This is a genomic window from Cellulomonas sp. SG140, from assembly GCF_025770785.1.
GTDB lineage: Bacteria > Actinomycetota > Actinomycetes > Actinomycetales > Cellulomonadaceae > Cellulomonas.
This window is the reverse complement of record NZ_JANZLA010000002.1, coordinates 174,213-196,561: the sequence shown is the minus strand read 5'-3', so window position 1 is coordinate 196,561 and position 22,349 is coordinate 174,213. Positions and strand designations below refer to the sequence as shown.

Here is a 22,349-nt window from a genome sequence, read left to right as displayed (position 1 = left end):
GTCTCGGCACGAGCGGGCACACGGGCTCCGATCTGTCGCGATTGGCATGGCTCGGCTCGAGTCTGCCTGCCCGCAGGGGCCGGGCGCACCTCGGCAGGGCCCGCAGGCCGTGCGCACCGGTCGCGTGCCATGATCGTCGGCGGCCGCCACCCGCGGCCTCCGCGCCGGCCCGATCGGTCGGCCCATCCCGCAGGAGTCGCACGTGCCCGGACAGAACCTGACCCGTGACGAGGCGCGCGAGCGCGCCTCCCTCGTCCAGACCGCCAGCTACGAGGTGGCTCTCGACCTGACCACGGGCCCGAGCACGTTCCTGTCCCGCAGCACGGTGCGGTTCGCGGCCACCGAGGGTGCGTCCACCTTCGTCGACCTCATCGCGCCGACGGTGCGCGAGGTGGTGCTGAACGGCCGCGGCCTGGACCCGGCCGAGGTCTTCGTCGACTCGCGGATCCGACTGGACGGGCTGGCAGCCGAGAACGAGCTGCTGGTGGTGGCGGACTGCGCCTACATGAACACCGGCGAGGGCCTGCACCGGTTCGTCGACCCCGTGGACGACGAGGTATACCTGTACAGCCAGTTCGAGGTGGCCGACAGCCGGCGCGTGTTCGCCGTGTTCGAGCAGCCGGACCTGAAGGCGACGTTCACCTTCACCGTCACGGCGCCGGCGCACTGGACCGTGGTGTCCAACGGCCCCGCGGTCGGCCAGCCGGTGCGCATCGAGGGCGGCGTGAACCGCAACGGCGGCACCGACCACGGCATCGCGGTGTGGCAGTTCGAGACGACACCGCGCATCTCGTCCTACATCACGGCGATCGTCGCCGGCCCGTACCACGGTGAGCACCGCGAGCTGACCAGCATCGACGGGCGCACCATCCCGCTCGGGGTCTACTGCCGCGCCTCGCTGGCCGAGCACCTGGACACCGACAACATCGTCGACATCACCCGCGCCGGCTTCGCCTTCTACGAGAAGACGTTCGGCACGCCGTACCCGTTCGCCAAGTACGACCAGCTGTTCGTGCCGGAGTTCAACGCCGGTGCGATGGAGAACGCCGGCTGCGTCACCTTCGTCGAGACCTACGTCTTCCGTTCCAAGGTCCCGGACGCGACCGTCGAGCGCCGCGCCGTGACGATCCTGCACGAGCTGGCCCACATGTGGTTCGGCGACCTGGTGACCATGCAGTGGTGGGACGACCTGTGGCTGAACGAGTCGTTCGCCGAGTTCCAGTCCACCCGCGCGACCGCCACCGTCACGCCGTGGACCAGCGCCTGGACCACCTTCTCCTCGCTGGAGAAGAGCTGGGCGTACCGGCAGGACCAGCTGCCGTCCACGCACCCGATCGCCGCGGACATCCGTGACCTCGAGGACGTGGAGGTCAACTTCGACGGCATCACGTACGCCAAGGGCGCGAGCGTGCTGCGCCAGCTGGTGGCCTGGGTGGGCGAGGAGAAGTTCGACGCGGGCGTGCGGGCCTACTTCGCGAAGCACGCCTACGGCAACACCCGGCTGCGCGACCTGCTGAGCGAGCTCGAGGCCACGAGCGGCCGGGACCTGAGCGCCTGGTCTCGACTCTGGCTGGAGCAGGCGGGCGTCACCCTGGTGCGGCCGTCCCTCGAGGTGGACGACGACGGCGTGATCACGGCCGCCGCCGTGCTGCAGGAGGTGCCGGACACGCACCCCGTGCAGCGTCCGCACCGGCTGGCCGTCGGCGGCTACGACCTGGACGCGTCCGGCCGCCTGGTGCGCACCACGCGCATCGAGCTCGACGTCGACGGGCCGAGCACCCCGGTGCCGGGGCTGGTCGGGAAGCACCGCCCCGACCTGCTGCTGGTCAACGACGACGACCTGGCCTACGCCAAGACCCGCCTGGACCCGGTCTCGCTCGCCTTCGCCACGGAGCACCTCGCGGCGTTCGACGCCTCGCTGCCCCGCACGCTGGTGTGGGCGGCCGCATGGGACGCCACCCGCGACGGCGAGACCCCGGCCCGCGGCTACGTCGACCTGGTGCTGGGCAACATCGCCCACGAGACGGACTCCTCGGTGGTGCTCGTCCTGCTGCGCCAGCTCACCACCGCCCTCGACCTGTACGTCGCGCCCGAGCACCGCGGTGCGACCGCGGCCGCCGCGGCCGACCGGCTGCTCGAGCTGGCCCGGGCAGCCGCCGCCGGCTCCGACCTGCAGCTCCAGCTGGTCAAGGCGTTCGCCGCCCGCGCCGTCACGGAGTCGCAGCTGAGCCTGGTGACGGATCTGCTCGACGGCCGGCTGCACCTGCCGGGCCTGTCGGTGGACACCGACCTGCGCTGGGAGCTGCTGAGCTCGCTCGTCACCGGTGGCCGCGCCGCGGAGCCCGACATCGCGGCGCAGCTCGCCGCCGACCCGACGGCCACCGGTCAGCGTGCCGCCGCCGCGGCCCGTGCGGCCGTGCCGACCGCCGAGGCGAAGAAGACCGCCTGGACCTCGGTGGTGGACCGGGACGACCTGCCGAACGCGGTGCAGGCCGCCACGATCGCCGGCTTCGGCCGGGTGCACGACGTGGAGCTGCTGGTGCCGTTCGTCGACCGGTACTTCGAGGCGATCGACGAGGTGTGGCGCACGCGGACCAACGAGATCGCGCAGACGATCGTGTTCGGCCTGTACCCGGTGGAGCTCGTCGGCCACGCGGACGTCGACCTGCTGGTCCGCACCGACGCCTGGCTCGGCGCCCACCCGGACGCCGCCCCGGCCCTCCGGCGGATCGTGTCGGAGAACCGCGACGGCGTGCGCCGCGCCCTGGCGGCGCAGGAGGCGGACCGCCGCAGCTGACCGCGGCGCCCGTGGCCGTCCCGCCGGCGAGGTGGGCCGGCCACGGGCCGAGCCGGTGAGCGGGCGCTCAGCGGCCGTTCATCACGGCGGCCAGCGAGAGCAGACGCTGGTTGTCGAACAGGTCGTCGACCAGCACCACCGCACCGGAGCTGTCCGTCAGCGGGATCTTCCAGTTCGGGTACTCGGTGTCGGTGCCCGGCTGGTTCTGCGCCCGCCGCTCCCCGACCGCGTCCGCCAGGGACACCCCGATCAGCGCCGCCGGCGTCGCGAGCACCCAGCGGTGCAGGGCCTCGACGATCTCCCGCTCGGACGGGTCGTCGCCGAGCATGCCGCGCTGCCGCAGGGCGGTCAGCATCCGGTTGCGCTCCGCCTCGGCCTCGGCGCGGACCTGCTCCACCGGTGCCGTCAGCAGGCCCAGCCGGTTGCGCAGCGTCACGTGCTCGCCCGCGAGGTAGCCGGCGGTGGGCGGCAGGTCGTGGGTGGTCACCGTCGCCAGAGCGAGCCGACGGTAGTGCTCCGGGGGCACCGGGTTCCCGTGCATGTCCTGCTCGAACCACAGCACCGACGTCCCCAGGATGCCGCGCTCGGACAGGTAGTCGCGGACCCACGGCTCGACCGTGCCGAGGTCCTCACCGATCACCAGGGCGCGAGCCCGGTGCGCCTCGAGCGCCAGGATGCCGACCAGGGCCTCGTGGTCGTAGCGGACGTACGCACCCTCCGCGGCCGACATGCCGGTGGGCACCCACCACAGCCGGAACAGGCCGATCACGTGGTCGATCCGCAGCGCCCCGGCGTGCCGGAGGATCGTGCGCAGCATGTCGCGGTACGGGCGGTAGGCGGCGCGGGCCAGGGCGTCCGGTCGCCACGGCGGCTGCGACCAGTCCTGCCCCTGCTGGTTGTACATGTCCGGGGGCGCCCCGACGGTCGCGCCCGACGACAGCACGTCGCCCAGCGCCCACACGTCGGCACCCTCGGGGTGCACCCCGACCGCGAGGTCGTGCATGACGCCGATCGCCATCCCACCGGACCGGGCGGCGCGGTGCGCCTCTGCCAGCTGGGTGTCGGCCACCCACTGCAGCCACTCGTGGAACACGATCCGTTCGGCCAGCTCGGTCCGCGCCGCCTTCACCAGCTCGGACGACGGGTCGAGCGCCTCGGCCGGCCACCGCGGCTGGTCGGCGTACCGCTCGCACAGCGCGCACCACAGCGCGAACGTCTCGAGGCCCGCGCCCTGCTCCGCGACGAAGTCGTCGAACGCCTCCTGGCGGGCGGCGGACCGCGGCGCGGCGAACACCACCTCAAGCGCCACCTTCTTCGCGGTCCACGCCGCGTCCCGGTCGATGGGACCCGGATCGGCGTCGAGCGCCAGCACCGGTTCGGCGGCCCACTCGACCAGCGCGCGGTCGGCGGCCGACAGGTAGGCCGTCTCCCGCACGTCCTCCACGCGGATGTACACCGGGTTGATGAAGCGCCGGGAGGTGGGCAGGTAGGGGCTCGGCGTCATGCGGCCGGCCGGCTCTGCGGCGTGCAACGGGTTGACCAGGACGAAGTCGGCACCGCACCGCTTCGCCGCGAGCCAGCCGATCTCCGCCAGGTCGCCGAGGTCGCCGATGCCCCACGACGCCCGAGAGCGCACCGAGTACAGCTGGGCCATGTAGCCCCAGGCGTGCCGATCGGCGAGCGCGGCAGGCAGCTCCAGGCGGTCCGGGGTGACCACCACGGCGCAGTGCGCACCGGCGCTGGGCCCCTCGGCGTGCAGCTCGTGCCAGCCCAGCGGGAGGTCGGCGGGCAGGGTGAACGTCGCCCGTCCGACCCGCCGACCGTCGACCACCCGCGGCTCGACGTACACGTCGGCCTGCGTCAGCTCGAGGCGGCCGCCACCGGCCTCCTCGTCCAGCGCCAGCCAGACGCGGACCGGGTCGCCGTCCGTCACGTGCACGGGCACGTGGGCCTGGCGCCCGCTGCGGGTGACCACCACCGGCGGCACCACCCGGCGCCACGGCATGTCCTCGACGTGCGCGACGGCGAGCGCCACCCGCTCCGGCGAAGACGCGTCGACGCCCAGGGCCGCGAGCACGCCGCGGAGGGTCGCCTCGGAGGCCCAGTGGTGCAGCCCGTCGTGCCCGCGGTAGTCGGGGACCACCCCGTAGGCCGCCGCGAGGCGCAGCAGCGGCTCGGCTGGGCGCTCGGTCTCGTCTGGCACGGCACCGATCCTGCCAGAGCCGGTGCGGCGCGACCCGGCCACACGCGGCGGCCGCCCTGCCCTGCGTAGCCTGTCGGGTCATGGCCTCCCCGATCCGCCTGCGCTACCCGCCCGCCCGCGTGGCCGACGTCGTCGACCTGCTGCACGGGCGGCCGGTGGCGGACCCGTACCGCTGGCTGGAGGATCCGGACGACGCGGCGACGCGGGAGTGGTCGGCCGCGCAGGACGCCGTGTACGCCGCCTACCGCACCGAGCTGGTGGAGCGCGCGGCCGGCACGGCCTTCGCCGCCGGCACGATCGACCAGCGGCTTCGGTCGCTGCTCGGCGCGGGCCACGTCGGCACCCCAGTCTGGCGGGGCGACCTGCGGTTCCAGACCCGCCGGGAGCCAGGGGCGGAGCACGCCGTGGTGCTCGTGGCGGAGCCGGCGCCGGACGGCGGCGTCCGCGAGCGCGTCCTGGTGGACCCGATGGCGCTGGACCCGGAGGGCACGACGACGCTGGACGCGTGGCAGCCGTCGACGGACGGCCGGCTGCTCGCGTACCAGATCTCGTCCGGCGGCACCGAGGAGAGCGTCCTGTTCGTCCTGGACGTGCGGACCGGCGAGCTGGTGGACGGTCCCGTCGACCGGGCGCGGTACTCGCCCGTCGCCTGGGTGCCCGACCCGGACGGTGACGCGGCGTTCTACTACGTCCGTCGGCTGGCGCCCGAGCTGGTCCCGGCCGAGGAGCGGGCGTTCCACCGGCGGGTGTGGCTGCACCGTGTCGGCACGGACCCTGCGCGGGACGTCGAGGTGTTCGGGGCGGGCCTCGACCCCACCAACTACTACGGCGTGTCGGTGTCCCGCGACGGACGGTGGCTGCTGCTCTCTGCGTCGGCCGGCACGGCGCCGCGCACCGACGTCTGGATCGGCGACCTGTCGGCCGGCCCGGTGCCGGAGCTGCGGGAGGTGGCCGTCGGGCACGACGCGCAGGTCGGCGCCTGGGTGGGCCGCGACGGCGCGCTGTACGTGCTGACGGACCTGGACGCCCCGCGGGGGCGCCTTGCGGTCACGCGGCCGGACGATCCCGGTGTGGGTACGTGGCGGACGCTGCTCGCGCAGGACGACGAGGCGGTGCTCGAGGACGTCGCGCTGCTCGACGGCGGTGGCGACCGGACCGTGCCGACCGCACTGCTCGCGTCGTGGCGGCGCCACGCCGTCAGCGAGGTCACCCGGCACGACCCGGTGACCGGCGCGCGGCTCGGTGAGGTCCCGCTGCCGGGGCTCGGTTCGGTGTCCGGGCTCGTCGCCCGGCGCGACGGCGGCCCCGAGATCTGGTTCTCCTACACCGACCACACGACGGTGCCGAGCGTGCAGGTGCACGACGGCCGCACCGGGGAGACGAGCCTGTGGGCCGCCCCGCCGGGCAGTCCCCCGGACCTGCCGGCGGTGCACGTCGGACGCCTCGAGGTGCCCAGCCGGGACGGCACGGTGGTGCGCGCCTTCGTCGTGACCCGCGCCGACGCGGTGGACCAGGCAGGCCGACCCTGCACACCCGCGCCGACCGTCCTGTACGGGTACGGCGGTTTCCAGGTCAGCCTCGACCCGGCGTACTCGGCCACCACCCTGGCGTGGGTCGAGGCCGGCGGCACCTACGTCGTCGCCAACCTGCGCGGCGGCGGCGAGGAGGGCGAGGACTGGCACCGGGCCGGCATGCGGCAGCACAAGCAGAACGTGTTCGACGACTTCCACGCGGTGGCGGAGCACCTGGTCGCGACGGGGTGGACCACGCCCGCCGAGCTGGCGTGCTGGGGCGGCTCCAACGGCGGGCTGCTGGTCGGCGCGGCGGTCACCCAGCGGCCGGACCTGTTCGCCGCGGCCGTCTGCTCGGCGCCGCTGCTCGACATGGTGCGGTACCAGCTGTTCGGCCTCGGCCGCACGTGGACCGAGGAGTACGGGGACGCGGACGTGCCGGAGGAGCTCGACTGGCTGCTCGGGTACTCCCCCTACCACCGGGTGGTGCCGGGCACGCGCTACCCGGCCACCCTCTTCACCGTCTTCGAAGGAGACAGCCGCGTGGACCCGTTGCACGCCCGCAAGCTCGCCGCCGCCCTGCAGGCGGCGACCAGCGCCGCACCCGACGAGGCACCGGTGCTGGTCCGCCGCGAGACGGGGGTGGGGCACGGCGGCAGGTCGCTGTCGCGCAGCGTCGGCCTGACCACCGAGGAGCTGCAGTTCGTCGCCGACCGGACGGGGCTGCTCGCATGAGGCCTCTCGTCGAGCGCCTGGCGACCGGACCCTGGCTCGCGGCCGCCACGCCGGCACCGCACCCGAGCCAGAGCACGGAGCCCGCGCTGCTGCCGGCCAACCCGACCTCGGCCCGCAGCTGGTGGCACTGGTTCACCGGCGTCCCGCTGCGGATCCTGCTGATCCTGGTGATCTCCGGCGTGGTGCTCGTGGTGCTGCGCGTGCTGATCAACACGCTGACCGACCACATCGCCAAGGGCATCCCCACGCTGCGCTCACTCGGCGAGTCGGAACGGGCGGCCGCGCTGCTCGGCACCAACCCGGTCGCGGGAGCCCGGCGCGCGCAGCGCGCGCGCACCATCGGCTCGGTGCTGCGCTCCACGGCCGGGCTCGTCGTCGGCGCGATGGCGGTGTTCCTGGTGCTGGACGCGCTCGGGGTGAACCTCGCACCCTTCATCGCCTCGGCCGGCATCGTCGGCGTGGCCGTCGGCTTCGGTGCGCAGAGCCTGGTGAAGGACACGCTCACGGGGCTGTTCATGCTGGTCGAGGACCAGTACGGCGTGGGCGACGTGGTGGACGTCGGCCCGGCGACGGGGACCGTCGAGGCGGTCGGGCTCCGTGTGACACGGCTGCGCGATGCGGAGGGCACCCTCTGGTACGTCCCGAACGGCTCGATGGTCCGCGTGGGCAACAAGACGCAGGGCTGGGCCACCGCCACGGTGGAGATCGACGTCGACTACTTCCAGGACCTGGACCAGGTCCGGTCGCTGCTGCAGCAGGCCGCCGCGCAGGTGGTCGCCGACCCCCATGTGCGGGACTGGGTGGAGGGCGAGCCCTCGGTGCGCGGGATCGAGCGGCTCAGCGCCGACGCGGTCACCCTGCAGCTGACGGTCCGCACGGCGCCGGCGCGCCAGTGGGAGGTCGCCCGCCGGCTGCGGCGGGCCGCGCGGGACGTCCTGGAGCGCAACGACGTGCCGCTCGGCGGTCAGCGCGACGCGATGGCGGCACGGATCGCGGCGCGGGCGGCCGCCGCCGAACCCGGAGCCGAGGAGCCCGCGGGCAGCCCCTCCGCCGCGGCCGACCAGCAGCCGTCGCCAGCCGGGCCGGACGCCGACGCCACGGCCCGGGACCCGCACCGCACCCCGGTGGAGGAGGCCGTCGAACCGCACCCGACCGGTTCGGCGTCAGACGCCGGGCAGCAGCCGCCGGAGGGCCCGACGCGCTGAACCCGCGTGCCGCGTCAGCGCAGGCTGTCCAGCTCCGCGGCGAGCGAGTCGGCCTCCGGGCCGACGATCACCTGGACGACCTTGCCGGACCGCACGACGCCGAACGCGCCGCTGGCCCGCAGACCGGCCTCGTCGACCTGCTGGGTGTCCGTCACCTCGACGCGCAGCCGGGTGATGCACGGCTCCAGGTCCACCACGTTGGCGCTGCCGCCGAGTGCCGCCAGGATCTGCTCCGCCTTGCTCATCGGTCTCCCTCAGTCGCTCCGCCGCATCCGTCACGGCGAGGGCCGGCGTCGGACCAGCGTATCGCCGCACGTGCGAGCGGTCCTGGTCGTCACGGGTCGTCATGGGCCGTCGTGGGTCGTCGTGGGTCGTCATAGGTCGTCATCGGTGGTCACGGCTCGTGTGAGGATGGCGCGGTGCGGTCCGACTCCTTCTACACCGCCGTCGGCGGGCACCAGACGTTCGTGCGGCTGGTCGACGCCTTCTACGCGGGGGTGGCCGACGACCCGGTGCTCCGGCCGATGTACCCCGAGGACGACCTGGGGCCCGCCGCACAGCGCCTGACCATGTTCCTGGAGCAGTACTGGGGCGGCCCGACGACGTACTCCGAGACGCGCGGGCACCCTCGGCTGCGGATGCGTCACGCCGGGTTCCGCGTGGACCCGCAGGCTCGTGACCGGTGGCTGGCGCACATGCGGGCAGCGCTCGACACGCTCGACCTGGCACCGCTGCACAAGGGCGAGCTGTGGGACTACCTGGAGCGGGCCGCCCACTCGCTGCTCAACACCTTCGAGGAGGCACGATGACGGACCGGTCGCGCACGGTGGATCCCGAGCCGGTCGGACCGACCGCGCCGTCGCCGACGGGGTCGTCGGTCGGCGCCGCCCAGGTGGAGGCGAGCGACGAGGCCGGCGCCGCCGCCCTCGGCACGGTGCTCCGCACGCTCGACCTCGCCGCCGGCGGCGCCCCGGACACGTTCGTCGGGACGAGCCTGGCGCACCCCAACGGACGCGTGTTCGGCGGCCAGGTGCTGGCGCAGGCCCTCCTCGCCGCCGGCCGGACACTGGTCGACGACCCCGACGCGGGCCCGCGGCTGCCGCACTCGCTCCACGGGTACTTCCTGCGCGCGGGCGAGATCGACGTCCCGATCGAGTTCGGTGTCGAGCGCCTGCGCGACGGCCGGTCCTTCAGCGCCCGCCGCACGCACGCGGCCCAGCACGGGGCCCCGATCCTGTCCATGACGGCGTCGTTCCAGCAGGAGCAGCCCGGCATCGACTACGCCGAGCGGATGCCGCACGGGGTGCCGGGTCCGGAGGAGGTGCCCACGGCACTGGACCACCTGGCGCGGATCGACCACCCGTTCGCGCGGTTCTGGGCCGACGGTGCGTTCGACGTGCGGCACGTCAACGGATCCATCTACCTGCGCCCGGACCGGGAGCGCACCGGTCGGCAGCTGGCGTGGGTCAAGGCCCGTGCCGCGGTGCCGGACGACCAGCTGCTGCACCGGGCTCTGCTGGCGTACGCCTGCGACCAGGTGATGCTCGAGCCGGTGCTCCGCCACGCGGGCCTGTCCTGGGCCACGCCGCAGCTGTCCATCGCCTCGCTGGACCACGCCATGTGGTGGCACCGCGACGTGCACGTCGACGAGTGGCTGCTGTACGTGCAGTCCTCCCCCAGCGGTCAGGGCGGCCGGGGGCTCGGAGCCGCGCGCGTGTTCGACCAGGACGGGGCGCTGGTGGCGTCCATCGCCCAGGAGGGCATGGTGCGGGTGCCGCTGGGCTGAGCCGGCCTCGATGACCGGGCGGTCTCGGCGGACGGCGCGCCCTCGGCGGGCGAGGCGGCCTCGGCGGGCGCGGCGGCAGCCGTCAGGTGACACTGCCTGCCATGGTTCGTCTGCGCCGCTCCCGCCTGGACGCCCCGGGCTGGACACGGCGCCGCGCCGGCCGCGGCTTCGTCTACCTCGACGTGACCGGTCACCGCATCGAGGACCCCGAGGTGCGGGCCGCCATCGCCGCGCTCGCCATCCCACCCGCCTGGCGGGACGTCTGGATCTGCCCGTGGCCCAACGGTCACGTGCAGGCGACCGGCGTCGACGCCGCGGGACGCCGCCAGTACCTGTACCACCCCCAGTGGCGCCGCCGGCGCGACCGGCTCAAGCACGACCACGTGCTCGAGGTGGCCCGCCGCCTGCCCGCCGCGCGCCGGGCCGTCCGTGCCGACGTGCGTCTCGACGGGATGCCGCGGCAGAAGGCGCTGGCGCTCGCGTTCCTGCTGCTCGACCTGGCGTACCTGCGCGTCGGCGGCGAGGGCTACGCGGCCACCAACGGCTCGTTCGGGCTCGCGACGCTGCGGCGCGAGCACGTGCGGGTGCACGCCGACGACACGGTGCACCTCACCTTCCCCGCCAAGTCCGGCCAGGTGCGGGACACGCTGGTGGACGACGCCGAGGTGGCGGCGGGCGTCCGCACGCTGGTGCGGCGGCACGACGACAACCCGGAGCTCCTCGCCTGGCGCGACGAGGCCGGCTGGCACGACGTGACGAGCGCCGACGTGGCGGTCTACGTGCGCGACCGGCTCGGCGGTGAGGCGACGCCCAAGGACTTCCGGACGTGGCACGCGACGGTGCTCGCGGCACGTGCGCTGGCGGATGCCGGCCCGGCACCCGTGTCGGACCGGGCCCGTCGACGTGCCGTCACCCAGGCCGTGCGGGAGGTCGCCGCGGAGCTGGGCAACACCCCCGCCGTCTGCCGGGCGTCGTACGTCGACCCCCGCGTGATCGAGCTGTGGGAGCGCGGAGAGCACATCGGGACCGTCCGGACGCAGGCGGCCGCCGAGAGGGCCACCCTGACGCTGCTCGACTCCTCGCCGTGACTGCGCTGCGCGGTGCGGACCGGGTGCCGGGACCCGCCAGCGGCGCCCTCCGTCGCGTCGGCCCAGGGGTCAGCGGCGTCGGCGGAAGCTGATCGGACCCTCCACGTACGGCTGCCACGCTGTCCGCTCGGCCTCGCTGATGCGCCGCGGGCTGCCCGTGGAGGTGTCCACCAGCACGAGCGTCGCCACCGCACGCGCGTACACCGTCGGCTCCGGGGCGTCGTCGCGCACCTCGTAGCAGACGTCGATGCTGGCCCCGCCCAGGTAGCCGAGCCACATCTCGACGATCACCGGCCGACGACGGTACGGCAGCGGGTGCAGGTACTCGATCTCCTGCCTCGCCACGAGCGTCGACACGTCGGCTCCGGGCCCTGCGTCGAGCACGGCCGTCGGCCACTGCACGGCCGGCGCGGCGTCGGGCGCCTGGTCGGACACGGGATGCCGCCAGAACGCCTGGATGCGCGCCTCCTCCAGGAGCCGCAGCATCGCCACGTTGTTGACGTGCGCATAGGCGTCCATGTCGGCCCAGCGCAGCTGCACGGGCACCTCGAGCCTGGCCATGCGGCACCTCCTTCGTCGCACGCATCCTGCCCTGCCACCGCGTCGACGCGCCGCCGCGTCCGCGGGCTCGTCCGTGCGCCGCGCGGCCCGACGCCGGCTCCAGCAGCGACGACCGCCGTCAGCCCGCCGCCTTCGCCGCCAGCTGACGGCACGTGCGCAGGTCGTCGAGGGCAGCTGTGACCGGCGCAACCACCAACCGGGCCGCCACAGCCCCGACGGCCTCCCGCAGCCGCCGCGCCGCGGCGCGGGCGCGCCGACGCGCGGAGACCCGCGCGAGCACCGAGCCGACGGCTGCGACCAGCAGCCCGCACAGGATGCCGCCGAGCAGCAGCGCGGTGGGCACCGGGAACGGTCCCCACTGCGGCGTCCGCGGCTCCGGGAGCCGGAGGTACCCCATGCCGGCGAGCGCGCCGAGCCAGAGCAGACCGGCCAGTGCCGCAGCGAGGAGCAGCAGCTGGACGGCACCGAGGGCGCGGGTCCAGACCGGCACACGCTCGGGCAGCAGCGGCGTGGCCGCAACCGCGCGATCCAGCTCGTCGGGGAGGTCTGTGGTGCGCAGCTGCTCCCGGCCGGCGAGCACCCAGGCGTCCGGGAGGCCCGCGAGCGCGGCGTCGGTGTAGTCGCGGACGGCGGTGGCAGCCGCCGAGCGGGCGGGCGGGCTCGCCGGGGTCAGCGACGTCGCCGTCAGGCCGTCCGCCGTGGAGGCGGGGGCGAGGTGCAGCCGGCGCAGCGGGTCGGGCCGCAGGCGTGAGACCCAGCGCACGGGCGGCCAGCCGGTGCGGGCGCCCGCCCGGCGGACGGCCGACCGACGCACCGCCTCGGCGACCACGGGCACGCCGGCGGCGGTCGCCAGCGCGTCGACCAGCCGGTCGGTCGCGGCCGGACGCGACGGTCCGGCCGTCGGTCCGCACGCGGCGAGGACGTGGGCGGCGGCCGAGCGCAGGTCCGCCGTCGAGCGGTCGTTCGCGGCACGGCGACGTGCCGCCGCCTCGTCCAGCAGCCGGCGCAGCTGCTCGATGCCGGCACCCGCCCGCGCGGAGACGGCCACGATCCGGGCCTTGTCCAGCCCGTCCTCCACGGCGAGCCGGTGCAGGTCGGCCTGCACGGCGCGCACCTGGTCGGCGGGCAGGCGGTCGGCCTGGTTCAGCACCAGCACCACGACGGCGGCATGCCCGGCGAGCGGTCGCAGGTAGCCCTCGTGCAGGGCGGCGTCGGCGTACTTCTGCGGGTCGACCACCCAGACGAGCAGGTCCGCGCGCTGCACCAGCCGGTCGGCACGCAGCCGGTGCTCGGTCACCACGGAGTCGTGGTCGGGCAGGTCGAGCAGCACCAGCCCGCCCTGGGACCCCGGATCGGCCGCCAGCCGGTACCGCCGCTGCACCCCGAGCCAGTCGAGCAGCGCCTGCGCGCCGTCTCCCCGGACGGCCGCCATCGCCTCCGCCGTCGTCGGTCGCTGCACCCCCACCGCGGCGAGATCCGCGCCGGCCAGAGCGTTGAACAGGGACGACTTGCCGGAGCCCGTCGCCCCCGCCAGCGCCACGACCGTGTGCTCCGCTGACAGTCCCACGCGCTCGCGCGCCCTGGTCACCACCTCACGGCACCGGCTGACCAGTGCGTCCGGCAGCCGACCGGCGCCGGCGTCCAGGGCGGCGTCCAGCGACTCGAGGCGATCGTGCACGGTCAGGCTCATGCGGGCGCGTCCCGGCCGAGCAGACGGCGCCAGAAGCCCCGTCGGGGCCGCGGGGCCGCCTCGTCCAGCACCGTCCCGGCACCGCGCAGCGGACGGGTGTCGCCGTCGTGACCCGGCCGCACGGGCGCCCTCTGCGCACGCTCGGCGCGGGCGGCGGCGACCACGTCGTCGACCACCTCGCGCAGCGGCGCGCCGTCCGCCTGCATCGCTCCGAGCGCGTCGAGCTGTCCGGTGAACCGGGCCGCCTCCCCGTCCAGCAGCGAGGCGACCCGCACGTCCAGCCGCTCCCGCGCCTCGACCGTCAGCCGTCGCACCGCGTCGTCGCCGAAGACCGCCTCGAGCAGCTTCTGCGCCACCACCGCCGTCCCGCCGGCGATGCCGACCTCCACCCCCGTCAGCCCACCGGTCGAGGCGAACGCGAGCACCATCAGGCTGACCCCGAGCGCGTTGACGCCGAAGGACAGGTACCGCGCGGTGCCGCGCCGATCTGCCCCCTGCTCGCGCACCAGCCCCAGCACGTCCGCCTGCCAGCCGCGCACCTGGCGGTCCACCTCGTCGCGCAGGCCGCGAGAGGCGCGCGACAGCTCGAGACCTCCCAGCAGCGCCGCTCCTGCGGGGTCGGCACGCCAGGCGGCGTGGGCGCGCCCCGCAGCCTCGTCGGCGGCATCCAGCAGCACGGCCTGCAGACCGTGCGCGAGGGCCGTCTCCACGCCGGGAGCCACGGCCGGACGGCCCCGGAAGAAGCCGGTCAGGCTGTCTCGCAACCGTCCGACGCCCTGCTCCACCGACCGGAACAGGTCACCCGTCCCGACGAAGTCCTGCCACCGCGCCAGCACCTCCCCGCGCAGCAGCGCACCGTCGGACGTGACCGCCCGCACGTGCGCCGCCGCGTCGGCATAGGCGCTGTGCACCCGCTCGCGCAGGCGTGCGTCCGCCTCACGCTGGGCGTCCGCAGCCGCCGCGAGCCCCCGTGCGCGGCTCACCAGGTCGTCCACCACACCGTCGCGCGTCGCGAGCGCGACGTCGGTACGGGCGGCGGCGTCCGCGCCGAGGTCCGTCAGCCAGCGCGAGACCGCAGCGACCGCCGGCTCGGGCAGCAGCCCGTCGACCAGCACCGTCTCCGGCACCACGAACAGCGGCGAGTCCCCCAGCCCCTCGCCCACCATCATCCGGCGCAGGTCGTCCACCACCGCCTCGGCACCCGGGTCCACCCGGTCGACGACCAGGGCCGCTCGGGCGCGTCGACGGGCCGCACCGCGTAGCAGCTCCCACGGCACCGCGTCGGCGTAACGCGCCGCCGTGGTGACGAACAGCCAGAGGTCCGCCGCCGCGAGCAGCTCGCCTGCGAGCGCCCGGTTCGCCACGTCGACCGAGTCGATGTCCGGGGCGTCGAGCAGGGCGAGGCCCTGCGGCAGCGTCGCGCTGGGAACCAGACGGAGCTCACGGCCCACACCCGCTGGTGCGGCCGGTGCGTCGGACGACGTCCGGGCCAGGGCGGGCAGCACGCGGTCCGTGCTGAACCAGCGCCCGTCCAGCGGATGGTGCACCAGCACCGGCGAGCGTGTGGTCGGTCGGAGCACGCCGGGAGCGGAGACCACCTCGCCGAGCAGCGAGTTGACCAGGGTGGACTTGCCTGCGCCGGTCGAACCGCCGACCACCACGAGCAGCGGGGCGTTGTGCGCCCGCAGCCGCGGCAACAGGTAGTCGTCCAGCTGTGCGATGACGGCGTCGCGCTCCGCGCGAACCGCGTCGACCCCCGAGACGCGCAGCGGGAGCGGGAGCGCGACCAGCCGGTTGCGCAGCCGTTCCAGCGCGTCGAGCAGCGGCACGTGCACCGCCGCCTCGAGCCGGCCGCTCGCGGCCGGCCGCGGGTCCGGCTCCGGCACACTCATCCGGTCAGTGTGCCGGAACCGCCCCGTGCGGGCCCGTCAGTCGCGGCGCAGCTTGCGGTACGTGACGCGGTGCGGACGAGCCGCGTCCGCGCCGAGGCGACCGACCTTGTTCTCCTCGTACGACGCGAAGTTGCCCTCGAACCAGTACCAGCGGGACGGGTCCTCCTCGGTCCCCTCGTACGCCAGGATGTGGGTCGCCACGCGGTCGAGGAACCAGCGGTCGTGCGAGACGACGACCGCGCAGCCCGGGAACTCCAGCAGGGCGTTCTCCAACGAACCGAGCGTCTCGACGTCCAGGTCGTTGGTCGGCTCGTCGAGCAGCAGGAGGTTGCCGCCCTGCTTGAGCGTCAGCGCCAGGTTCAGGCGGTTGCGCTCACCACCGGACAGCACGCCGGCCGGCTTCTGCTGGTCAGGACCCTTGAACCCGAACGCGGCGACGTAGGCCCGGGACGGCATCTCGACCTGGCCGACCTTGATGAAGTCGAGCCCGTCGGAGACGACCTCCCACAGCGTCTTGGCGGGGTCGATGCCGCCACGGCCCTGGTCGACGTAGCTGACGGACACCGTCTCGCCGACCTTCAGCGTCCCGGCGTCCAGCGGCTCGAGCCCGACGATCGTCTTGAACAGCGTCGTCTTGCCCACGCCGTTCGGGCCGATCACGCCGACGATGCCGTTGCGCGGCAGCGTGAAGCTGAGGCCGTCGATCAGCACCCGGTCGCCGAAGCCCTTGCGCAGGTCTGTCGCCTCGATGACCACCGAGCCCAGCCGCGGGCCCGGCGGGATCTGGATCTCCTCGAAGTCGAGCTTGCGCGTGCGGTCGGCCTCGGCAGCCATCTCCTCGTAGCGGGCCAGGCGCGCCTTGCTCTTGGCCTGCCGACCCTTGGCGTTCTGCCGGACCCACTCGAGCTCGTCCTTCAGCCGCTTGGCGAGCTTGGCGTCCTTCTTGCCCTGGACCTGCAGCCGCTCCTGCTTCTTCTCCAGGTACGTCGAGTAGTTGCCCTCGTACGGGTACAGGCGACCGCGGTCGACCTCGCAGATCCACTCGGCGACGTGGTCGAGGAAGTACCGGTCGTGGGTGACCGCGAGCACGGCACCGTGGTAGCTGGCGAGGTGCTGCTCGAGCCACAGCACGGACTCGGCGTCCAGGTGGTTGGTCGGCTCGTCCAGCAGCAGCAGGTCCGGCTTCTCGAGCAGGAGCTTGCACAGGGCGACGCGGCGGCGCTCACCGCCCGACAGCACCTTGACGTCCGCGTCCGGCGGCGGGCAGCGCAGCGCGTCCATCGCCTGCTCCAGCTGGGCGTCCAGGTCCCACGCGTCCGCCGCGTCGATCGCCTCCTGCAGGTGGCCCATCTCGGCCAGCAGGGCGTCGAAGTCGGCGTCGGGGTCCGCCATCAACGTCGAGATCTCGTTGTAGCGGTCGAGCTTCCCCTTGATCTCGGCGACGCCCTCCTCGACGTTGCCGAGCACCGTCTTGTCCTCGTTGAGCGGCGGCTCCTGCTGCAGGATCCCGACGGTGTACCCGGGAGACAGCCGCGCCTCGCCGTTGGACGGGTGGTCCAGGCCGGCCATGATCCGTAGGATCGTCGACTTCCCGGCCCCGTTCGGGCCGACGACGCCGATCTTGGCGCCCGGGAGGAAGTTGAGCGAGACGTCGTCGAGGATGACCTTGTCGCCGTGCGCCTTGCGCGCCTTGTACATGGTGTAGATGAACTCAGCCACTGGCCTGCTGTCCGCTCCGCTGCTCGGGTGGCCGGCGCGGGATCTCGCCGCCGGCGGTGGCTCCCCGGGCCCTCGCCCGCGCAGGTGCTCCGCGCGGGTCGTCGCAGCAGGCCGGCCACGCCGTGAGCGGGCCGGCTCCGCTGCGTCGTCGCCGGGTGCCGGTGCACCAGCCTAGGCGATCACCTGCTCCCGGCCAGCGTGAGCGCGGCCGTCGACAGGTCCTCCTCGGCCTCGTCGGCCGGTTCGAGCTCAGCTGGTTCGGCGTCCGGCTGCGCCTCGTCGTCGAGCTCGGCCAACGCGCTCAGGTCGGCGGGCGCTCCCTCCGGCGTCTGGTCGCGGCCGGGGCTGACGGTCCGGGCGAAGTGGGAGCTGCCGAAGCTCAGGTCCGGACCCAGCGCATCGGCTTCGATGACCAGCGTCGTCCGGAGTCCGTCGGGGCCCGCCCACTCGTCCGTGGCGAACCTGCCGTGCACCAGCACCGGGTCGCCCTTGCGCAGCGACTGCGCGACGTTCGCCGCGACGTGACGCCAGACCTTGACCGTGAACCACTGGGTCGCGGCGTCCCGCCACTCCCCCGAGGCCCGGTCGTAGAACCGGCGCGTCGCGCCGAGCCGGAACCAGGCGTACGGGACCGATCCGTCGCCGCCGGGCGAGTACTTCACGTCCGATCCCAGCCAGCCGGTGATCGTCAGGGTGGACTGCGTGCTCATCGGTACCTCCATCGCCGAGGCCCCGACGGTGGCGGGGCGCGTGGCGGCAGGCTGCCCTCCGCTGGCCGCACCCGTAGCCACCGGAGGACGGAGGCCGACGACGACGGGCGGCGGACCGGGACTGTGGGCGGTTCAGTCGTCGAGCGACCGCGCCGAGGCGACCAGCTCACGGGTGCGCCGGTGCTCGGCGATCACCTGCTGCGCCGGGACCACCAGCCGGGCGCGCGCGGTGCCCTCGATGGACGCCCGTCCGTCGGCCACGACCGCGGCCGCGCGTCGGCCGGCCGCGGCGCGGCGCACGGCCGTCGCCCCCAACCTGGCCAGCACTGCTGCCAGGGCCGTCACTGCGGCCGAGGGAAGCGCCCAGCCGTCGGCGGACCTGCCGCCGAGCCACTCGCCGAGGCCCACGGACGCCGCGATCACGGCGGCGAGGCCGAGCAGCGCGGCCAGGGCGGTGAGAGCGGCCGCCCAGCGGGAACGCCGAGCGGTCACGGTGACCCCCGCCAGGGCGTCCGTCAGGGCGAGGCCGAGCTCGGCGTCCGTCGCCACCCGCTCGTGCACGTCGCGGGCCCACCGCGCCGGCAGCCCGGCCGTCGCGTGCTCGATCCACCCGGACCGCGCCTGGGCGACCGAGTCGAGGGGCACGGGACCGAAGGTCGGTGCCGACGGAGACGCGCCCCGGACGAGGGCCGCGACGGCATCCGCGACCGCGTCGAGGCCCACGGCGGCCGCCAGCGTCTCGACCACCGGGGCGACGGCGAGTCGAGCGGGTTCGGGCTCGGCGGCGGCCAGCTGCCCGGACAGCAGACGGGCGGCACCGTCGAGCTCGGCGTCCGCGCGCCGCGCCGCCAAGGAGCGCTGCGCGACCACGCGAGCGAGCTCCGCGCGGACCTCCTGCACGCCCTCGCCGGTACGAGCCGACACCTGGCGCACCGGTACGCCGCGCAGCCCGTCCTCGACCAGCAGACGCTCGACGTCGGCGGCGAGACCGTCGCGAAGCGTGGGCTGGACGGTGTCCACCTGGTTGAGCAGCACCGCCATCGCGGCCTCGTGACCGACGAGCCGCCGCAGGTAGCCGGCATGCAGCGCGTCGTCCGCGTACTTCTGCGGGTCCACCACCCACACCAGCATGTCCGCCTGGGGCAGCACCCTGTCGACGACTGCGCGGTGCTCCGGGGAGACCGAGTCGTGGTCCGGAAGGTCCAGCAGCACCAGGCCGCGCAGCGCCGCCTCGTGCTCGCCGTCGAGCAGGCTCTCGCGCTCGATGCGGTCGTCCGGGTCCACCCCGAGCCACGCCAGCAGCGGACCGCTGCCCGTCCCCCAGACGCAGGCGGTCACGCGCGACGTGGTGGGGCGGCGCACGCCGACCTCGGCGAACTGCAGGCCGGCGACCGCGTTGAACAGGCTCGACTTGCCCGAACCGGTGCCGCCTGCGAGCGCCACCACGGTGTGGTCCACCCCGAGCAGCAGGCGCTCGCGCACCCGGTCCAGCACCGCCAGCACCTGCTCGGCGACCTCCGGGTCCACCCGCTCACCGGCCCGCCGGACGGCCTCCTCCAGCGCGTCCGCCCGCTGACGCAGGGCGGCCGTCTGCTCGCCCTCCAACGTCGACGCGGCCTCGGGGGTCGCCGAGGCGCCGGCCGGCGCGGGAAGCGGCTGGTCCGGAGCGGCGGGGGTGCCGTTCACGTCAACGCCTTCAGCACGGCGAGCCGCAGCCGCAACGTGCTGGCGGCGTCGGCCGCGAGGTCCCGTTGCCGCAGCACCGCGTCGACCGCCGCCCGCTCGAGGTCCACCTGGTTCGCCGCGAGCACCGACAGCTGCCCGCGCAGGTCGTCCACCACGGCCGCGCCCGTGGCGCCCAGCAGGGTGCTCAGAAGCTCCGCGGCCCCGACGACGCCGGCCGCGCCCGTCAGTGCCACGGCGGCCAGCACCGGGTCTCCGACGACGCGGCGGACGCGCCGACGCCGCCGCGAGGCGCGGGCACCCTGATGGGCCTCGGCGGCCAGCGCTGCGTGCAGTGCGCGCTCGCCCTGGGCCACCCAGCCGCGGGCGGCCTGCTGCGCCCCGGCGATGCGCTCGTCGACACCGTCGTCACGGCCGAGCGCCGCCGCCACGGACGCCGAGCCCGCAGGCGCGTGCTCGTCCACCAGCGCGGCGTTGACGGCGTCCTGACCACGTTCACCCGCGGCGACCAGGACGGACGTGACCGTCGTGACGAGGTCCCGCAGCAGCGGCGCCACCGCGGCCTCCCGAGCGCGCGCCGTGCGCGATGAGCCGCGCATCCGGCCCGAGCGCCTGACGACACCCGAAAGTGGCGCGCCCGAGGCGGTCAGCTCGGCCCAGCGGGCCCGGACGGCCCCGTCGGCGACCGCACCGGCGGCCACGTGCTCGCGGGCTCGCCGGCCCGGGGCCACCACGGCGTCGTCGAGCCGCGCACCGATGGCCGCCGCGGCGTCCGCCTGCTCCTGCACGGCGTCGGCCAGCTCGTCGACCCACGGCCGGAGGGCTTCGAGCGCCCCGCGCAACGTGCGGGCGACCACGGTGCGCGCCCGGTCCGGGCCCGCCAGCATCGTCAGCCAGCGTCGGATCGGTGCCACGACGGCCGGCGGCAGGACACCCTCGTGCGGGCCGACGTCCGGTACGACGAAGAGCGGTGCCCCTTGCAGACCGTGGGCCCTCAGGCGCTCCAGCAGGTCCCCGCGCACCTCGGGCAAGGACTCCGGGGCGACCCGGTTGAGGACCATCGCGATGGTGGTCTGCCGCTCGACCGCGTCCTGCAGCACCCGCCACGGCAGCGCGTCCCCGTAGCGCGCGGCGGTGGTGACGAACAGCCACAGGTCCGCGGCCTCGAGCAGGCGGTGGGCGGACTCCCGGTTCGACTCGAGCACCGAGTCGAGGTCGGGGGCGTCCAGCACGGCGATGCCGCGGGGCACCGACCCGTGCGCGACCACCTCGACCGACTCCAGCACGGGGTGGTGGGACAGCAGGTCGGCGTCGTCGGGGTTGTGGACCAGCACCGGACGTCTGGTGGTCGGCCGCAGCACGCCGGCCGCGCTGACCTCGGTGCCGACCAGCGAGTTGACCAGCGTCGACTTGCCGGCACCGGTCGAGCCGGACACCACGACCACCGCAGGTGCGGAGAGCTCCGTCAGCCGAGGGACGAGGTGCTCACCGAGCTGGTCCACCAGCCTCGTGCGAGACGTCCGGGCCGGCTCCGCACCCGGCAGGTCGAGCGGGAAGGACGTCGCCTCGACGTCGCGGTGCAGGTCCCGGACGGCGTCCAGCAGCGACGTCGCGGCCAGCGGACGGGCCAGCATCGAGCGCGGATCGTCGCCGGCATGCCGGCCTCCCCCGTGCGACGAGGGGTGCGCCGGCGCGGTGCCGGGCTGCGCGCTCACGGCCCCATTCTCGTGTCCCACTGATGACCTGCACAAACGCGGCGCGCGGGTGAACGACCAGCAGCCCGCGGGACCGCTCCGGAGCCACCGCCAGGCCTCGTACGATGGCAGCGCCGGACGACCGGCCCGCCCCCGTAGCTCAACGGACAGAGCAACGGCCTTCTAATCCGTCGGTTCCCGGTTCGAATCCGGGCGGGGGCACCGCAGGACGAGCACGTCGGCCACCCGTCGGGAGCGGCCGGCGCGTGCCGTAAATGCCGTGACCCGCGCGACGGCGCTGTGGTGTCGTAGATCACGTCCACCTCACCGGTCGCCCCCTCGCAGGGGCTGCCTCGTCGCGCCCAGGAGGCGTCCGTGCTCCCCGAGACCACCTACCAGCTGATCTGCTTCGACCACGCCGAGCGCATCGCGCGCGCCGCCGCGACGCGCCGCGCTCGTTCGGTGCCCAGACGTGCACAAGGCGGCGGGAGGCCCGGTCGTCGCACCGGCCATCCGCCGGCTGTGGCGTCTCGCTGACGGCACCGCACGACGAGGCAGCGCACGAGGGGCGCGGTCCTTCCCGACGAGGGCAGGGACCGCGCCCTTCGTCGTGCAGGGTCGTTTCGCCCGGCCGCGCACGGCCCGGGACGTGCGACCGTCCGCGGCGTGCCACCATGGCGCCTGGCCGCGCCGTCGAGACGCCTCGCCGAGGTGGCGCCGCGGCCGACGAGTCCCGGGAAGGACGGCACGGATGGGTCGGCACGGCGCGCCTCCGCCCCATGCGTCCCTCCCGACCGGCCGGCACCTGCGCAGCGTGCTCACCACCTGGGCCGAGCGCGCCGCGCTGGGACTCGCCGCTGGCGGCGGCACCTGGGGCGTGCTGCAGTGGGCCGGCACCACCTCCGGCGCTGCCGCGTGGGCGGCTGCCGGCGTCGCCGTGGTCGTGCCCTGCGCCGCGTGGGCGGCGTCCACGCTCCCGGGTCACGACGCGGAGAAGCCCGCCGCCGAGGAGCCCCACCGGCACCGGTAGCCGGGCGGCGCGCGGCGACGCACCGCGGTCCCACGGTGCTCTCTC

General features: G+C 75.0%; 16 protein-coding genes and 1 tRNA gene. 8 read left to right on the top strand and 9 right to left on the bottom strand.

The genetic code is table 11. The annotated features are described in order from the left end of the window. Positions 1–202: 202 nt before the first annotated feature. Positions 203–2,797: an aminopeptidase N gene (gene pepN, locus N0B34_RS04745; protein ID WP_263730154.1), complete on the top strand. Its 2,595-nt coding sequence runs from the start codon at positions 203–205 to the stop codon at positions 2,795–2,797. A 67-nt stretch (positions 2,798–2,864) separates the two neighbouring features. Here the strand turns inward: pepN and malQ are convergent, their stop codons facing one another. Further along, the gene (gene malQ / locus N0B34_RS04740; protein WP_263730153.1) at positions 2,865–5,000 is read right to left on the bottom strand and encodes a 4-alpha-glucanotransferase; all 2,136 of its coding nucleotides are present in this window, start codon (positions 4,998–5,000) and stop codon (positions 2,865–2,867) included. An 80-nt stretch (positions 5,001–5,080) separates the two neighbouring features. Between malQ and N0B34_RS04735 the strand changes: the two genes are divergently transcribed. Both N0B34_RS04735 and N0B34_RS04730 read left to right on the top strand, forming a co-directional pair. After that, a complete protein-coding gene (locus tag N0B34_RS04735; protein ID WP_263730152.1) occupies positions 5,081–7,246 on the top strand; it encodes a prolyl oligopeptidase family serine peptidase in 2,166 nt (721 codons plus the stop codon). Beyond that, a complete protein-coding gene (locus N0B34_RS04730; protein ID WP_263730151.1) occupies positions 7,243–8,451 on the top strand; it encodes a mechanosensitive ion channel family protein in 1,209 nt (402 codons plus the stop codon). Before N0B34_RS04735 ends, N0B34_RS04730 begins: the two co-directional genes overlap by 4 nt. 14 nt (positions 8,452–8,465) lie before the next feature. Here N0B34_RS04730 and N0B34_RS04725 read toward each other — a convergent pair whose 3' ends face one another. Beyond that, the gene (locus N0B34_RS04725) at positions 8,466–8,696 is read right to left on the bottom strand and encodes a PTS glucose/sucrose transporter subunit IIB (protein WP_263730150.1); all 231 of its coding nucleotides are present in this window, start codon (positions 8,694–8,696) and stop codon (positions 8,466–8,468) included. Positions 8,697–8,870: 174 nt separating this feature from the next. Between N0B34_RS04725 and N0B34_RS04720 the strand changes: the two genes are divergently transcribed. The 3 genes from N0B34_RS04720 to N0B34_RS04710 all read left to right on the top strand — a co-directional run bounded on the left by N0B34_RS04720 (position 8,871) and on the right by N0B34_RS04710 (position 11,325). Next, entirely contained in the window at positions 8,871–9,260 is a 390-nt protein-coding gene (locus tag N0B34_RS04720; RefSeq protein WP_263730149.1) for a globin, read from the top strand. Beyond that, positions 9,257–10,237, top strand: coding sequence for an acyl-CoA thioesterase (locus N0B34_RS04715; RefSeq protein ID WP_263730148.1), 981 nt, complete (start codon positions 9,257–9,259; stop codon positions 10,235–10,237). The genes N0B34_RS04720 and N0B34_RS04715 overlap by 4 nt, the downstream gene beginning before the upstream one ends. A 101-nt stretch (positions 10,238–10,338) precedes the next feature. After that, positions 10,339–11,325, top strand: a complete 987-nt coding sequence (locus tag N0B34_RS04710; protein ID WP_263730147.1) for a DNA topoisomerase IB — start codon at positions 10,339–10,341, stop codon at positions 11,323–11,325. A gap of 69 nt (positions 11,326–11,394) precedes the next feature. Here the strand turns inward: N0B34_RS04710 and N0B34_RS04705 are convergent, their stop codons facing one another. The 7 genes from N0B34_RS04705 to N0B34_RS04675 form a co-directional block, all read right to left on the bottom strand. Then, a complete protein-coding gene (locus N0B34_RS04705; RefSeq protein ID WP_263730146.1) occupies positions 11,395–11,886 on the bottom strand; it encodes an acyl-CoA thioesterase in 492 nt (163 codons plus the stop codon). Positions 11,887–12,004: 118 nt separating this feature from the next. Next, positions 12,005–13,576, bottom strand: coding sequence for a GTPase family protein (locus tag N0B34_RS04700; protein WP_263730145.1), 1,572 nt, complete (start codon positions 13,574–13,576; stop codon positions 12,005–12,007). Next, positions 13,573–15,468: a dynamin family protein gene (locus N0B34_RS04695; protein WP_263730144.1), complete on the bottom strand. Its 1,896-nt coding sequence runs from the start codon at positions 15,466–15,468 to the stop codon at positions 13,573–13,575. Before N0B34_RS04695 ends, N0B34_RS04700 begins: the two co-directional genes overlap by 4 nt. 36 nt (positions 15,469–15,504) lie before the next feature. Then, a complete protein-coding gene (ettA, locus tag N0B34_RS04690; RefSeq protein ID WP_263730143.1) occupies positions 15,505–17,187 on the bottom strand; it encodes an energy-dependent translational throttle protein EttA in 1,683 nt (560 codons plus the stop codon). 179 nt (positions 17,188–17,366) lie between these two features. Continuing rightward, positions 17,367–17,897 (bottom strand): single-stranded DNA-binding protein, encoded by a 531-nt coding sequence (locus N0B34_RS04685; protein ID WP_263730142.1) that lies wholly within the window; start codon positions 17,895–17,897, stop codon positions 17,367–17,369. Positions 17,898–18,029: 132 nt separating this feature from the next. Beyond that, positions 18,030–19,583 (bottom strand): GTPase, encoded by a 1,554-nt coding sequence (locus N0B34_RS04680; RefSeq protein WP_263730141.1) that lies wholly within the window; start codon positions 19,581–19,583, stop codon positions 18,030–18,032. Then, complete coding sequence (locus N0B34_RS04675; RefSeq protein ID WP_263730140.1) at positions 19,580–21,295, bottom strand: GTPase domain-containing protein; 1,716 nt, start codon at positions 21,293–21,295, stop codon at positions 19,580–19,582. Before N0B34_RS04675 ends, N0B34_RS04680 begins: the two co-directional genes overlap by 4 nt. Before the next feature lie 128 nt (positions 21,296–21,423). Here N0B34_RS04675 and N0B34_RS04670 point away from each other — a divergent pair. After that, a tRNA-Arg gene (locus tag N0B34_RS04670) sits at positions 21,424–21,496 on the top strand. Between the two features lie 592 nt (positions 21,497–22,088). After that, a complete protein-coding gene (locus N0B34_RS04665; RefSeq protein WP_263730139.1) occupies positions 22,089–22,304 on the top strand; it encodes a hypothetical protein in 216 nt (71 codons plus the stop codon). The last annotated feature ends 45 nt before the right edge of the window (positions 22,305–22,349 follow it).

Coding starts and splice junctions, on each gene's coding strand:
- N0B34_RS04710 (WP_263730147.1), top strand. CDS start 10,339: ATGGTTCGTCTGCGCCGCTCCCGCCTGGACGCCCCGGGCTGGACACGG.
- N0B34_RS04695 (WP_263730144.1), bottom strand. CDS start 15,468: ATGAGTGTGCCGGAGCCGGACCCGCGGCCGGCCGCGAGCGGCCGGCTC.
- N0B34_RS04700 (WP_263730145.1), bottom strand. CDS start 13,576: ATGAGCCTGACCGTGCACGATCGCCTCGAGTCGCTGGACGCCGCCCTG.
- N0B34_RS04735 (WP_263730152.1), top strand. CDS start 5,081: ATGGCCTCCCCGATCCGCCTGCGCTACCCGCCCGCCCGCGTGGCCGAC.
- N0B34_RS04725 (WP_263730150.1), bottom strand. CDS start 8,696: ATGAGCAAGGCGGAGCAGATCCTGGCGGCACTCGGCGGCAGCGCCAAC.
- N0B34_RS04705 (WP_263730146.1), bottom strand. CDS start 11,886: ATGGCCAGGCTCGAGGTGCCCGTGCAGCTGCGCTGGGCCGACATGGAC.
- N0B34_RS04730 (WP_263730151.1), top strand. CDS start 7,243: ATGAGGCCTCTCGTCGAGCGCCTGGCGACCGGACCCTGGCTCGCGGCC.
- N0B34_RS04685 (WP_263730142.1), bottom strand. CDS start 17,897: ATGAGCACGCAGTCCACCCTGACGATCACCGGCTGGCTGGGATCGGAC.
- N0B34_RS04715 (WP_263730148.1), top strand. CDS start 9,257: ATGACGGACCGGTCGCGCACGGTGGATCCCGAGCCGGTCGGACCGACC.